Source organism: Burkholderia sp. Bmkn7, assembly GCF_041103175.1.
In the GTDB taxonomy this organism is placed as follows: Bacteria; Pseudomonadota; Gammaproteobacteria; order Burkholderiales; family Burkholderiaceae; genus Burkholderia; species Burkholderia cepacia.
The window spans coordinates 3,334,381-3,347,415 of the sequence record NZ_JBGCUH010000003.1; the positions used below are offsets into that span (position 1 = coordinate 3,334,381).

The window sequence follows — 13,035 nt, forward strand, 5'->3', positions numbered from 1 at the left end:
CCAGCCGCGCGTTCCACAACCGCTCGCCCACCTTCGCTTCACATGGACGATCCGATCCTGTCCCGCCCGGCTGGCGGTCTTCTCGCGCCGCCTCCCGGGCGCGCGCTGCCGCGCTGGCACTACCCGGCCGCGCTGCTCGCCGGCGCCGCCAATACGCTCAGCTTCGCGCCGACGCCGCATGGCGGCTGGCTGCAACTCGTCGTATTCGTCTGGTTTTTCGCGCAGCTCACGCGCACCACAAGCTGGCGCAGTGCCGCGCTCACCGGCGGCGCGTTCGGCTTCGGCAACTTCATCAGCGGCATCTGGTGGCTCTACATCAGCATGCACGTCTACGGCGAGATGGCCGCGCCGCTCGCGGGCGGCGCGCTCGTGCTGTTCTCGCTGTACCTGTCGCTGTACCCGGCGTTCTCCGCCGGGCTGTGGTCGTTCTGCGCAGGCCACGCGTGGCATCGCCGCACGCCCGACCCGCGGCCGTTTTCACCGACCTGGCACGGCGCATTCGCATTCGCGAGCGCATGGGCACTCGGCGAATGGCTGCGCGGCACCGTCTTCACCGGCTTCCCTTGGCTCGCAAGCGGCTATCCGCAGGTCGACGGCCCGTTCGCGGGCTTCGCGCCGGTCGCCGGGGTGTACGGGATCGCGTGGGTGCTGGCCTTGTTTGCCGCGCTCGTCGTACAGGCGCTCGCCGCCGCCCGGCCGTCGCCGCTCGCCGAACCCCGTGCCGGCAATGCGCGTGTGCGCATCGCCGCGCCGGCCGGCATCGCGGTCGCGCTGATCGCGGCCGGTCTCGGGCTGTCGCAGGTCACGTGGACCGTGCCCGCGAACGCGCCGCTCACCGTGCGGCTGCTGCAGGGCAACGTGAAGCAGGACATCAAGTTCGAGGAAGCGGGCATCGACGCGGCGATCAAGATGTACACGCAGATGATCGTCGAGAAGCCGGCCGACCTGATCGTCACGCCCGAAACCGCGATCGCGGTGATGATCCAGGAATTGCCCGAGCCGTTCGCCGTCGCGATCCGCAAGTTCAGCGACACGACGGGCTCGGCCGTGCTGTTCGGCGCGGTCGGCGCATCGGTGACCGAGGACGGCCACTACGTCGACTATACGAACAGCCTGTACGGCGTGACGCCGAATTCGCGCGACATCTATCACTACGACAAGCACCACCTCGTGCCGTTCGGCGAATTCATCCCGTGGGGTTTCCGGTGGTTCGTCGACCTGATGAAGATGCCGCTCGGCGACTTCGCGCGCGGCGCGCCGGTGCAGAAGCCGTTCCTCGTGCACAACCAGCCGGTGATGGCCGACATCTGCTACGAGGACTTGTTCGGCGAGGAAATCGCCGCGACGATCCGCGACAACCCGCAGCCGCCGGGCGTGCTCGTCAACGTGACGAACCTCGCGTGGTTCGGCGACACGATCGCACTCGACCAGCACCTGCAGATCGCACGGATGCGCTCGCTCGAGACGGGCCGGCCGATGCTGCGCTCGACCAACACCGGGATGACGGCCGCGATCGATGCGCGCGGCCGCGTGCTCGGCCAGCTGAAGCCGTTCACGATCGGCTCGCTCGACGTGCGGATCGAAGGCACGAGCGGCTTCACGCCTTACGTGACGAGCGGCAACAACATCGTGCTCGCGGTGTCGCTGGTGCTGCTCGCGTTCGGCTTCACGTTCGGCCCCGGGCTGCGCCGGCGCAACGGCAGGAACAACGGCGACGCCCCGCCGAAATGATGCGGCACGCCGCCACCGCGCAGCGCGTGGTGGCGGCCGCCGCATGCAGCGGCCGTTGACCGCGAACCGGCCGGCCGCTCAGGCCCGCCGGGCCGACTCCGCCGCCTGAACCGGCTGCGCAGACAGGCGCCGCAGGTCGCGGCTCACCGCATCCATCACGGGCTCCCACGCGCCGAACGCCGGCTGCCGGTACAGGGTCGCGCTCGGGTACCACGGGCTGTCCGTGCGTTCGAGCAACCACGGCCAGTGCGGATTCACGTCGAGCAGCACCCACGTGCGCGCGCCGAGCGCGCCCGCCAGGTGCGCGACCGACGTGCACACGGTGATCACGAGATCCAGCGCGCCGATGAACGCGGCCGTATCGTCGAAGCTCGTCAGTTCCGCCGTGAAGTCCTCGATCGCGAAGCCGGCCGCGCGCGCCGCCGCGACATCCGCCTGCGCACCCGGCTGCAGCGAATGAAACGCGACGCCGTCGATCCCGCGGAATGCGTCGGCATAACGCTCGAGCCCGACGCGCCGGAACGGATTGCGCTGGTGCCCCGCGCTCCCCGTCCACACGAGCCCGACCTTCAGCCGGCTGTCGCCCGCGAGCCGCGCGCGCCACGCGTCGCGCGCAGCCGGATCGGCATGCAGGTACGGCACCGACGACGCGAGCGTCGACGCTTCCATGCCGAGCATCAGCGGCAGGCCGATCAGCGGTATTTCGTAATCGAAGGCGGGCAGCACGTCGACGCCGCCACCCGCGCTGAACGCATCCGCATGCGCGCCGAGGCTGCGCTGCATCAGCGTGCCCACCTGCGGGAACGTGTTCCATATGAGCCGGCCGCCCTCGCGATGCACGCGCTCGGCGAGCGGCGCGACGAAGCGGCAGAACTGCAGCACGTCGCCGAGCCCCTGCTCGCCCCACACGAGCAGCGTCTTGCCGGCGAGCGGCTCGCCCTGCCAGCGCGGGCCCGGCAACACCGGCCGGCGGCCGCGCAACTCGCCCGCGCCGTCCCAGCGCGCCTCGTGGCCGCGCCAGCCGGCCGCGTGGTTGCCGCGCACGAGCTGGATGATCGCCAGGTTGAAACGGTAGGACGCGTCGTCGGGCGCCAGCTCGCACGCGCGCGCCGCGCAGCGCTCGGCATCGTCCCAGCGCTGCGCCTCCTTCATCGCCATCGCGACGTTGTTCATCGCGAGCGCGTTGTCGGGCGCGAGCTCCACGAGCCGCGCGGCGCACGCGAGCGCGCCGTCCAGGTCGTGCGTCGCGATCCGCGCGACGACGAGGTTGATCCATGCCTGCACGTCGCACGGATCGGCGCGCACGGCCGCGTCGAGCAGCGCGATCTCCTCCGCGCGGTCGCTGCCCGACAGCCGCAGCGCGATCGCGAGGTTGTTGCGCAGCGACGGCCGCTCGGCATCGAGCGCCAGCGCCGCGCGATACGGCGCCACGGCGTCCGCGTGACGACCGGCCATCTGCAGCGCGTAGCCGAGATTGAAGTACGCGGTCGCGCCCGGCTGCACGCGCGCCGTGCATTCGGCGAGCGCGACCGCATCGGCCGTGCGCTGCCGCGTGACGAGTGCGCCGGTGAGCTGCGCGAGCGCATCGGCGTCGACCGCATGCAGGTGCGCGGCGGCGGCCAGCCACAGATCGTGCGCGGCGGCCTCGCCGCGCGCCTGCGCGTCGGCGGCCTGCCCGAGCAGCGCGAGGAAGGGCGGAAGCAGCGGAATGAGGATGTCGGTCAGTTCGTCCATGCAGTCGGGATCGGCAAGCGGTGGCGCGGCACGCGTCGCGCGCACCGCAATACGCGCATCTTAACGCCCGTGCGAAGCCATGCGGCACGCGCGTCGCGACCTGTCGCGCGCGGCCGCCCGGCGCGCGCCGACCATGCCCGCGCAGGCCGCCCGGACGGGGCCGACGGCACGCCCGCCCGCGTTCCGGCCGCATCCGCTCGCCGATCCGGTAAAATTACGCGTTTCAGCACACTAACAAGCCGCGCCGCCGCGCGAGCCGACCCTCCGGGCCCCGCCCGGAGCGCCGCCCGCAACGGAGCGCCAGCGCCACGAAGGCTCTTCATGCTTACGTTTCAGCAAATCATCCTGACGCTGCAGTCCTACTGGGACAAGCAGGGTTGCGCCCTGCTCCAGCCCATCGACATGGAAGTCGGTGCAGGCACGTCGCACGTGCACACGTTCCTGCGCGCGGTCGGCCCCGAGCCGTGGCGCGCCGCGTACGTGCAGCCGTCGCGCCGCCCGAAGGACGGCCGCTACGGCGAGAACCCGAACCGCCTGCAGCACTACTACCAGTACCAGGTCGTGCTCAAGCCGGCACCGGAAAACATCCTCGACCTGTACCTCGGCTCGCTCGAGGCGCTCGGCTTCGACCTGCAGCAGAACGACGTGCGCTTCGTCGAGGACGACTGGGAAAACCCGACGCTCGGCGCGTGGGGCCTCGGCTGGGAAGTGTGGCTAAACGGGATGGAAGTCACGCAGTTCACGTATTTCCAGCAGGTCGGCGGCCTCGACTGCAAGCCGGTGCTCGGCGAGATCACGTACGGCCTCGAGCGCCTCGCGATGTACCTGCAGAAGGTCGAGAACGTGTACGACCTCGTGTGGACCGAGTGGGAAGAGCAAGGCCCGAACGGCCCCGAGCTGCGCCGCCTGTCGTATGGCGACGTCTATCACCAGAACGAGGTCGAGCAGTCGACCTACAACTTCGAGCACGCGAACGTCGACCTGCTGTTCACGTTCTTCAACAGCTACGAAGCGGAAGCGAAGAAGATGATCGACGCGCAGCTCGCGCTGCCCGCGTACGAGCTCGTCCTCAAGGCCGGCCACACGTTCAACCTGCTGGACGCGCGCGGCGCGATCTCGGTCACCGAGCGGGCAGCGTACATCGGCCGCATCCGCGCGCTGTCGCGTCTCGTCGCACAGGCCTACTACGACTCGCGCGAGAAGCTCGGCTTCCCGATGCTCGGCAACCCGCCGGGCGTGCCGGGCCTCACCACCGACGCCCAGGATGCCGCGCAGCCGGCATGGGCGCCGCCGCTCAAGGTCGAACGCAAGATCGATCAGGACTGACGAGACGAGATTTATTCCAGACATGACGCACAATCATCCCGCCCCCCTGCTCGTCGAACTGCTGACCGAAGAGCTGCCGCCGAAGGCCCTCGCGCGCCTCGGCGACGCATTCGCCGAAGGCCTCGCGCAACGCCTCGCGGCACGCGACCTCGTCGACGGCGAACTCGTGTTCGAACGCTACGCCACGCCGCGCCGCCTCGCCGTCGTCGTGCAGAACGTGCGCGCCGTCGCCCCTGAAAAGCAGGTCCGCGAAAAAGTCCTGCCCGTGTCGGTCGCGCTCGACGCCGAAGGCAAGCCGACCGCCCCGCTCGCGAAGAAGCTCGCGGCGCTCGGCCACCCGAACCTGTCGATCGCCGATCTCGAGCGTGCGCAGGACGGCAAGGCCGAAGCGTTCTTCATCAACTATTCGGCAGCCGGCGCGACGCTCGCCGACGGCCTGCAGGCCGCGCTCGACGAAACGCTCGAGAAGCTGCCGATCCCGAAAGTGATGACCTACCAGCGCCCGGACGGCTCCGACGTGAAGTTCGTGCGCCCGGTGCATCGCCTGACGGTGCTGCACGACGACCGCATCGTGCCCGTCACCGCATTCGGCGTCGATGCCGGCGACACGACGCTCGGCCACCGCTTCCTGTCCGACGGCCTCGTCGCGATCCAGCATGCGCGCGCGTACGCCGACACGCTGCGCGACAAGGGCCGCGTGATCGCGCACTTCGCCGATCGCCGCGAAACGATCCGCACGCAGCTGAACGAACACGCGAACGGCGATACCGTCGTGATGCCCGAGTCGCTGCTCGACGAAGTGACGTCGCTGGTCGAATGGCCGGTCGTCTACCCGTGCCGCTTCGAGGACGAATTCCTGCAGGTTCCGCAGGAATGCCTGATCCTCACGATGCAGACGAACCAGAAGTATTTCGCACTGACCGACGTCGCCGGCAAGCTGCGCTCGCGTTTCCTGATCGTGTCGAACATCGAGACGAAGACGCCGGGCGAGATCATCGAAGGCAACGAGCGCGTCGTGCGCCCGCGCCTCGCCGACGCGAAGTTCTTCTTCGAGCAGGACAAGAAGAAGCCGCTCGCCGACCGCGTGCCGCAGCTCGCGAACGTCGTGTATCACAACAAGCTCGGTTCGGCGCTCGCGCGCGTCGAGCGCCTCGAGGCGCTGGCCGGCGAGATCGCCCCCGCGATCGGCGCCGACGCCGCGCACGCGAAGCGCGCCGCGCGCCTCGCGAAGGCCGACCTGCTGACCGACATGGTCGGCGAGTTCCCGGAGCTGCAGGGCACGATGGGCACGTACTACGCGCGCCACGACGGCGAAGCCGACGACGTCGCGCTCGCGTGCGCCGAGCACTACCAGCCGCGTTTCTCCGGCGACGCACTGCCGACCACGCCCGTGTCGACCGCCGTCGCGCTCGCCGACAAGCTCGAGACGATCGTCGGCATCTGGGGGATCGGCCTCGCGCCGACCGGCGAGAAGGATCCGTTCGCGCTGCGCCGCCACGCACTCGGCGTGCTGCGCCTGCTGCTCGAGAAGCAGCTGCCGCTCGATCTCGTGTCGCTGCTGCGCACGGCTCATGCGCGCTTCGAAGGCGTGCCGGGCGTCGCCGAATCGACCGACGCGATCCTCGCGTTCTTCATGGATCGCCTGCGCGGCCTGCTGCGCGAGCGCGGCTATTCGGCCGGCGAAATCGACGCGGTGCTGAGCCTGAACCCGACGCGCGTCGACGATCTCGTCGCACGCCTCGACGCGGTGCGTGAATTCACGCGCCTCGCGGAAGCCGAGGCGCTCGCGGCCGCGAACAAGCGGATCTCGAACATCCTGAAGAAGTCGGAAGGCGGTGCGAACGGTGCAGTGCAGCCGACGCTGCTCGTCGAGGCCGCCGAGAAGGCGCTGCACGAACAGCTCGCGGCCGTGACGCCGCACGTGCAGTCGCAGCTCGAGGCGCGTGCGTACACGGGCGCGCTGTCGGCGCTCGCCGCGCTGCGCGCACCGGTCGACACGTTCTTCAACGACGTGATGGTCAACGCGGAAGATCCGGCACTGCGCGCGAACCGTCTCGCGCTGCTGTCCGCGCTGCACCAGCAGATGAATTGCGTCGCCGACATCTCGAAGCTCGCCGCATAAGGGCCGCACGATGCCGACCAGCCCCAACCGAAAGCTCGTCGTCCTCGACCGGGACGGCGTGATCAACGTCGATTCGGATGCGTTCATCAAGACGCCCGACGAATGGATCGCGCTGCCCGGCGCCCTCGAGGCGATTGCCCGGCTCAACCACGCGGGGTATCGCGTGGTCGTCGCGACCAACCAGTCCGGCATCGGTCGCGGGCTGTTCGACATGGCCGCGCTCAACGAGATGCACCTGAAGATGCATCGCGCGGCGGCCGCGGTCGGCGCGCGGATCGACGCGGTGTTCTTCTGCCCGCACACGGCCGAGGATCACTGCGACTGCCGCAAGCCGAAACCCGGGATGATGCAGATGATCGCCGAGCGCTTCGAGATCGATCCCGATCACACGCCGGTGGTCGGCGATTCGCTGCGCGACCTGCAGGCCGGCGTCGCGGTCGGCTGCCAGCCGCACCTCGTGCTCACCGGCAAGGGCAAGAAGACGCTCGCCGCCGGCAACCTGCCGCCCGGCACGAAGGTCCACGACGACCTGCGCGCGTTCGCGCTCGATTTCCTTTCACACGAACACGAGTGATGCGGCCGCCGCGCGCATCCTCCCTAACGCCAGACTTACGCCGATGCGCTTCGTCCGCTCCCTGCTGCTGCTGATCTACTTCGTCGTGTACACGGTGCCGTACGCCACCGCGTGCTTCATCGCCTTTCCGTTCATGCGCGCCGACGCGCGCTACTGGATGGCGGCCGGCTGGTGCAAATCCACGCTGTGGGTCGTGCGCTGGCTGAACGGCATCCGCTACCGGATCGAGGGCTACGAGAACCTGCCCGACGGCCCGGCCGTGCTGCTGTCGAAGCACCAGTCCGCATGGGAAACGCTCGCGTTTCCCGCGCTGATGCCGAAACCGCTCTGCTACGTGTTCAAGCGCGAGCTGCTGTACGTGCCGTTCTTCGGCTGGGCGCTCGGGCTGCTGCACATGGTCAACATCAACCGCAAGGAAGGCAAGAACGCGTTCACGTCGGTGATCCGCCAGGGCAAGAAGCGCCTGTCGGAAGGCGCATGGATGATCATGTTCCCGGAAGGCACGCGCACGCCGGTCGGCAAGCAGGGCAAGTACAAGACGGGTGGCGCGCGCTTCGCGATCGAAACCGGTGCACCCGTCGTACCGATCGCGCACAATGCAGGCCGGGTGTGGCCGCGCAACTCGTTCACGAAATTCCCGGGTGTCGTCACCGTGTCGATCGGCAAGCCGATCCCCAGCGAGGGGCTGACGCCCGATGCATTGAACTCGCAGGTCGAAGCATGGATCGAAGCGGAAATGCGCCGGATCGATCCGGATTCGTATCGCCAGGCGGGCAACGCCGGCACGCGCGATGCCGCGCGTGTCTGACGCCCCCGGGTGGCAGCCGTTGCGTACGACAAAAAGAAGCGAACTGATGAAACAGCGTCCGCGGCCACGGCCTGCCGTCGTGGCCCTCGATCATCGCCAGATGGATCTGCCGCTCTTCGACGGGCCGGCCGCCGCACCGTCTGCGCCCGCCGCCCCGCCCGCGCCGACCGAAGCGGCCCCCGCTGCGCCCCTCGATCCGGGCCCCGCGCCCGACCGCTCGCGCGTGCGGACGTTCGCACTCGACAGCCGCGTGCTCGAATACCGCCTGAAACGCTCGGCGCGCCGTACGATCGGCTTCACGATCGACGGCAGCGGGCTGTCGATCACCGCGCCGCGCTGGGTCACGCTCGCCGACATCGAAGCCGCGATCGCCGAGAAACAACGCTGGATCTTCGCGAAGCTCGCCGAGTGGAAGACGCGCACCGAGCAGCGCGCGCTGCCGCAGATCGACTGGCGCGACGGCGCGCAGCTGCCCTATCTCGGCAAGACGGTGACGATCGCGCTCGGCGCGGGCGCCGTCGCATTCGACGCCGATGCGTTGCGGCTCTCGCTGCCGCTGCCCGTGCAGGCCGACATGCAGCAGATCAAGGATCGCGTGCAGGGCTGGCTGCAGGGCGAAGCCCGGCGGATCTTCGGTGAACGCCTCGCGGTGTACGCGGAGAAGCTCGGCGTCACGTATTCGATGTATGCGCTGTCGTCGGCCGCGACGCGCTGGGGCAGTTGCTCGAGCGACGGCAAGATCCGCCTGAACTGGCGGCTGATCCATTTCCCGATGTCGATCATCGACTACGTCGTCGCGCACGAGCTGTCGCACCTGCGCGAAATGAATCACAGCCCGGCCTTCTGGCAGACCGTCGAGTCGATCTTCCCCGAGTTCCGCGAAGCGCGCCACACGCTCAAGCATCACCCGCCCGAGCTGCTGCCGTCGCTTTGACGCGCACGGCTTCGCCGCCCACGAAAAAGGGCGATGCGGGTCACTCCGCATCGCCCTTTTTTGCCGCCGCGCGCATCGCACGCCACGGCCCGGTTCATCCGGCGCTCAGTGCGCCTTTTTCTGAATGAATTCGATCTTGTAGCCGTCCGGATCCTCGACGAACGCGATCACGGTCGTGCCGTGCTTCATCGGGCCCGCTTCGCGCGTGACCTTGCCGCCTTGCGCCTTGATCCTGTCGCAGGCTGCGTACGCGTCGTCGACTTCCAGCGCGAGATGGCCGAAGCCGTTGCCGAGATCGTAGGCCGGCGTATCCCAGTTATGGGTCAGCTCGATCACCGTGCCCGTGCTTTCGTCCTCGTAGCCGACGAATGCGAGCGTGAACTTGCCTTCCGGATAGTCGTCGCGGCGCAGCACCTTCATGCCGAGCAATTCGGTGTAGAACTTGATCGAGCGGTCGAGATCGCCGACTCGCAGCATCGTATGCAGAAATCGCATGTGTTGTACTCCTGTGGGGACTTTCCAGAACCGGGAACTCTACCAGAGTCGGGTGAACTTCGTCGGGGGCGCCTAGCCGGGGGCGCCTAGCCGGGGGCGCCTGGCCGGGGGCGCCTGGCCGGGGGCGCCCGGCGGGTAACGCGCCTGCCGGCGCAAGGGCAACGGCGGAACACAACACGCCCCTGCTCGCCCGCCCACCGTGCGGATCGGGTAACATCCTTCCACCTCGCACCAAAAGCGGGCATGCGATCCACCGCCCGAACGCGACCACCCACTCCCCCTTACCGCCACACTGCCGTGCGACACCGCCGATTCGAGCGCGCCGGATGCGCCACCCTCCCGATCCCGCAGCCGCCGCACCGAACCGGCGCGATTCGCCGATGAGTGCACTCGCTGCCCCCGTGCGCCGCGCGCTCGACATGCGCGCTGTCGGCCTGATGCTGCTGCTGTGCGCGATCTGGGGCTTCCAGCAGGTCGCGATCAAGAGCACGAACGCCGCGATCGCGCCGATGTTCCAGGCCGGGCTGCGCTCGGTGATCGCGGCGGCGCTGCTGTGGGGCTGGGCCCGCTCGCGCGGTACGCCGCTGTTTCAGGCGGACGGCACGTTCGGCGCGGGCCTCGCGGCCGGCGCGCTGTTCGCCGGCGAATTCATCTGCGTGTTCTTCGGGCTGACGCTGACGAGTGCGTCGCACATGGCGATCTTCCTTTACACGGCGCCGTGCTTCACCGCGCTCGGCCTCCACCTGTTCGCACCCGGCGAACGGCTGCAGCGCACGCAGTGGGCCGGCGTCGGCCTGGCATTCGCCGGCATCGCGCTCGCGTTCGCGGACGGCTTCCTGAAACCGCGCGCGCCAGGCGCCTCCGTGCTGGCCGGGCTCGCCGGCGACGCGCTCGGCATCCTCGGCGGCGCGATGTGGGCCGCGACGACCGTCGTCGTGCGCTCGACGGCGCTCGCACGGGCGAGCGCGAGCAAGACGCTGTTCTACCAGCTCGCGGTATCGGCGGTCGTGCTGGTCGCGCTGGCCGCACTGTTCGGCCAGGTGTCGTTCGCGCACGTCACGCCGATCGCGGTCGCGAGCCTCGCGTACCAGTCGGTGATCGTCGCGTTCGTCAGCTACCTGTCGTGGTTCTGGCTGCTGACGCGCTACAGCGCGTCACGACTGTCCGTGTTCACGTTCCTGTCGCCGCTGTTCGGCGTCGCGTTCGGCGTGCTGCTGCTCGGCGAATCGGTCGGCTGGCGCTTCATGTCGGCGGCCGCGCTCGTGCTGACGGGCATCGCGCTCGTCAACGCGCCGCCGCGCCGACGCGCGTAACGACACCCGGTGGCCGCCCGGCATCGACGAAAACGGCGCGGGGAAAATGAAAAAGGCTGCCCGCCTGGGCAGCCTCGTGAACCTCGAGCCGGCGTGCGACGCGCGCATGACGCACGCGCTGCCGTTACTCAGCGGCCTTGCGCACTTTCGCCAGCGCCTGCGCCACGCCGACATATTCGGCCACGCTCACATCCTCCGCACGGCGCGCGAGATCGAAGCCGAGCGCATCGAAATCGATCGTCTCGCGATAGTCGCCGAGCGTATTGCGCAGCATCTTGCGGCGCTGCGAGAACGCCGCGGTGACGATTTCGCCGAGCAGCCCGGGATCGACATCCGGCAGTTCATGCGGCTCGTACGGAATCATCCGGACGATCGCCGAATCGACCTTCGGCGGCGGCTGGAACGATTCCGGCGGCACGTCGAGCATCTTTTCCATCACGTAGCGGTACTGCAGCATCACCGACAGACGCGAAAACGCCTTCGTGCCCGGCTCCGCGACCATCCGTTCGACGACTTCGTTCTGCAGCATGAAGTGCTGGTCGATGACCGCGTCGGCGAACGTCATCAGATGAAACAGCAGCGGGCTGGAAATGTTGTACGGCAGGTTGCCGACGATCCGCAACGACGGCTTGTCGCCGGGTGCCGCGAGCGAGCGGAAGTCGAACGCGAGCGCATCGCCTGCATGCAGTTCGAGCAGCGCGCCGAAGCGTTGCTGCAGGCGCCCGATCAGGTCGCGGTCGAGCTCGACCGCATGCAGCGGCGACTCGGGCGTCGCGAGGCGCGCGATCAGCGGCTCGGTCAGCGCGCCGAGCCCGGGGCCGATCTCGACCATGCGCTGGCCGCGCGCGGGGCCGATCGTCGCGACGATCGAGTCGATCACGCCGTGATCGACGAGGAAGTTCTGCCCGAAGCGCTTGCGCGCGAAATGGCCTTGGTGCTGTCTGCTGTTCGACATCGACTGAGTAAAACGAAAAATACGACGAATGAGGTAAAGCCGGGCCGCGTCACGCGGTGCGGCGATGGCGCGCCATCGTGACGGCCGTGTCGAGCGCGGCGATCATGCTGCCCGGATCCGCGCGGCCCGTGCCGGCCAGATCGAGTGCCGTGCCGTGATCGACCGACGTACGGATGATCGGCAGCCCGAGCGTCACGTTGATGCCCTCGCCGAACGTCGCGTACTTCAGCACGGGCAGGCCCTGGTCATGGAACATCGCGAGCACGCAATCGGCATCGGCGAGGTGGCGCGGCTGGAACAGCGTGTCGGCCGGATACGGGCCGCGCGCGTCGATGCCCTGCGCGTTCGCGCGGGCCAGAGCCGGCGAGATCACGTCGATCTCCTCGCGGCCGAGATAACCGTTCTCGCCCGCGTGCGGGTTCAGGCCCGTCACGAGAATGCGCGGCGCGGCCAGACCGAAGTCGCGCCGCAGGTCGCGATCGATGATCGCGAGCGTCTCGACGAGCCCGTCGACCGTCAATGCGGCCGACACGTCCTTCAGCGGCAGATGCGTGGTCGCGAGCGCCACGCGCAGCGGCCGGTGGCCGGTACCGGCCAGCATCATCACGACACGCGGCGTATGCGTGCGCTCCGCCAGGTATTCGGTATGGCCGGTGAACGGCACGCCCGCATCGTTGATCGTGCTCTTCTGCAACGGCGCGGTGACGATCGCGTCGTACCGGCCCGCCAGCGCACCATCGATCGCCGCGTCGAGCAGCCCGAGCACGTAAGGGCCGTTCGCCGCGTCCAGCCTGCCCGCCTGCGCGGGCACGGCGAGCGCGTGATGCGCGACCGACACCGGCCCGCTGCCGGCCAGCGTGGCCCGGTCGGCGCAGACGGCCGCCGCGCGCGCGTCGAGCAGCGCCGCATCGCCGAGCACGGTGAAATGCGCGTCGGGCCAGCGCTGCGCGGCATCACGCAGCGCCTGCACGGTCAGTTCCGGGCCGACCCCCGCGGGTTCGCCGGTCGTGATCGCGATCTGCAGCGCGGGCGTGGTCATCGGA

General features: G+C 69.2%; 11 protein-coding genes. 7 read left to right on the forward strand and 4 right to left on the reverse strand.

The annotated features are described in order from the left end of the window. Positions 1-42: 42 nt before the first annotated feature. Entirely contained in the window at positions 43-1,731 is a 1,689-nt protein-coding gene (gene lnt, locus AB3K92_RS37110) for an apolipoprotein N-acyltransferase (protein WP_369466789.1), read from the forward strand. A 78-nt stretch (positions 1,732-1,809) separates the two neighbouring features. On the opposite strand, the gene AB3K92_RS37115 is transcribed toward lnt, so the two are convergent. Further along, positions 1,810-3,465, reverse strand: a complete 1,656-nt coding sequence (locus AB3K92_RS37115) for a hypothetical protein (RefSeq protein WP_369466790.1) — start codon at positions 3,463-3,465, stop codon at positions 1,810-1,812. A 321-nt stretch (positions 3,466-3,786) separates the two neighbouring features. Between AB3K92_RS37115 and glyQ the strand changes: the two genes are divergently transcribed. From glyQ to AB3K92_RS37140, 5 genes are read left to right on the forward strand one after another with little or no spacing between them, the layout of a single operon-like run. Further along, the gene (gene glyQ, locus AB3K92_RS37120; RefSeq protein WP_011885965.1) at positions 3,787-4,791 is read left to right on the forward strand and encodes a glycine--tRNA ligase subunit alpha; all 1,005 of its coding nucleotides are present in this window, start codon (positions 3,787-3,789) and stop codon (positions 4,789-4,791) included. 22 nt (positions 4,792-4,813) lie between these two features. Then, entirely contained in the window at positions 4,814-6,913 is a 2,100-nt protein-coding gene (gene glyS / locus AB3K92_RS37125; protein ID WP_059620592.1) for a glycine--tRNA ligase subunit beta, read from the forward strand. A 10-nt stretch (positions 6,914-6,923) separates the two neighbouring features. Continuing rightward, positions 6,924-7,487 (forward strand): D-glycero-beta-D-manno-heptose 1,7-bisphosphate 7-phosphatase, encoded by a 564-nt coding sequence (gene gmhB / locus AB3K92_RS37130; protein ID WP_042976157.1) that lies wholly within the window; start codon positions 6,924-6,926, stop codon positions 7,485-7,487. 43 nt (positions 7,488-7,530) lie between these two features. After that, positions 7,531-8,295 carry a 1-acyl-sn-glycerol-3-phosphate acyltransferase gene (locus AB3K92_RS37135; protein ID WP_021161198.1) on the forward strand — a complete coding sequence of 255 codons (765 nt, stop codon included), beginning with the start codon at positions 7,531-7,533 and terminating at the stop codon, positions 8,293-8,295. 46 nt (positions 8,296-8,341) lie between these two features. Next, complete coding sequence (locus AB3K92_RS37140) at positions 8,342-9,229, forward strand: M48 family metallopeptidase (RefSeq protein WP_027789172.1); 888 nt, start codon at positions 8,342-8,344, stop codon at positions 9,227-9,229. A gap of 105 nt (positions 9,230-9,334) precedes the next feature. Here AB3K92_RS37140 and gloA read toward each other — a convergent pair whose 3' ends face one another. Next, positions 9,335-9,724: a lactoylglutathione lyase gene (gloA, locus tag AB3K92_RS37145; RefSeq protein WP_021161200.1), complete on the reverse strand. Its 390-nt coding sequence runs from the start codon at positions 9,722-9,724 to the stop codon at positions 9,335-9,337. 380 nt (positions 9,725-10,104) lie between these two features. Here gloA and AB3K92_RS37150 point away from each other — a divergent pair, with 380 nt between their 5' ends. Then, the gene (locus tag AB3K92_RS37150; RefSeq protein WP_042976163.1) at positions 10,105-11,037 is read left to right on the forward strand and encodes a DMT family transporter; all 933 of its coding nucleotides are present in this window, start codon (positions 10,105-10,107) and stop codon (positions 11,035-11,037) included. Positions 11,038-11,161: 124 nt separating this feature from the next. On the opposite strand, the gene rsmA is transcribed toward AB3K92_RS37150, so the two are convergent. After that, positions 11,162-11,992: a 16S rRNA (adenine(1518)-N(6)/adenine(1519)-N(6))-dimethyltransferase RsmA gene (gene rsmA, locus AB3K92_RS37155; protein ID WP_027789169.1), complete on the reverse strand. Its 831-nt coding sequence runs from the start codon at positions 11,990-11,992 to the stop codon at positions 11,162-11,164. A gap of 49 nt (positions 11,993-12,041) precedes the next feature. Then, the gene (gene pdxA, locus AB3K92_RS37160) at positions 12,042-13,031 is read right to left on the reverse strand and encodes a 4-hydroxythreonine-4-phosphate dehydrogenase PdxA (protein WP_369466791.1); all 990 of its coding nucleotides are present in this window, start codon (positions 13,029-13,031) and stop codon (positions 12,042-12,044) included. Positions 13,032-13,035: the final 4 nt, after the last annotated feature.

Bases quoted from the DNA above. Each gene is read 5' to 3' on its own strand.
- pdxA (WP_369466791.1), bottom strand. From the start codon at position 13,031: ATGACCACGCCCGCGCTGCAGATCGCGATCACGACCGGCGAACCCGCG.
- AB3K92_RS37115 (WP_369466790.1), bottom strand. From the start codon at position 3,465: ATGGACGAACTGACCGACATCCTCATTCCGCTGCTTCCGCCCTTCCTC.
- AB3K92_RS37140 (WP_027789172.1), top strand. From the start codon at position 8,342: ATGAAACAGCGTCCGCGGCCACGGCCTGCCGTCGTGGCCCTCGATCAT.
- gloA (WP_021161200.1), bottom strand. From the start codon at position 9,724: ATGCGATTTCTGCATACGATGCTGCGAGTCGGCGATCTCGACCGCTCG.
- glyQ (WP_011885965.1), top strand. From the start codon at position 3,787: ATGCTTACGTTTCAGCAAATCATCCTGACGCTGCAGTCCTACTGGGAC.
- gmhB (WP_042976157.1), top strand. From the start codon at position 6,924: ATGCCGACCAGCCCCAACCGAAAGCTCGTCGTCCTCGACCGGGACGGC.
- glyS (WP_059620592.1), top strand. From the start codon at position 4,814: ATGACGCACAATCATCCCGCCCCCCTGCTCGTCGAACTGCTGACCGAA.
- AB3K92_RS37150 (WP_042976163.1), top strand. From the start codon at position 10,105: ATGAGTGCACTCGCTGCCCCCGTGCGCCGCGCGCTCGACATGCGCGCT.
- AB3K92_RS37135 (WP_021161198.1), top strand. From the start codon at position 7,531: ATGCGCTTCGTCCGCTCCCTGCTGCTGCTGATCTACTTCGTCGTGTAC.
- rsmA (WP_027789169.1), bottom strand. From the start codon at position 11,992: ATGTCGAACAGCAGACAGCACCAAGGCCATTTCGCGCGCAAGCGCTTC.
- lnt (WP_369466789.1), top strand. From the start codon at position 43: ATGGACGATCCGATCCTGTCCCGCCCGGCTGGCGGTCTTCTCGCGCCG.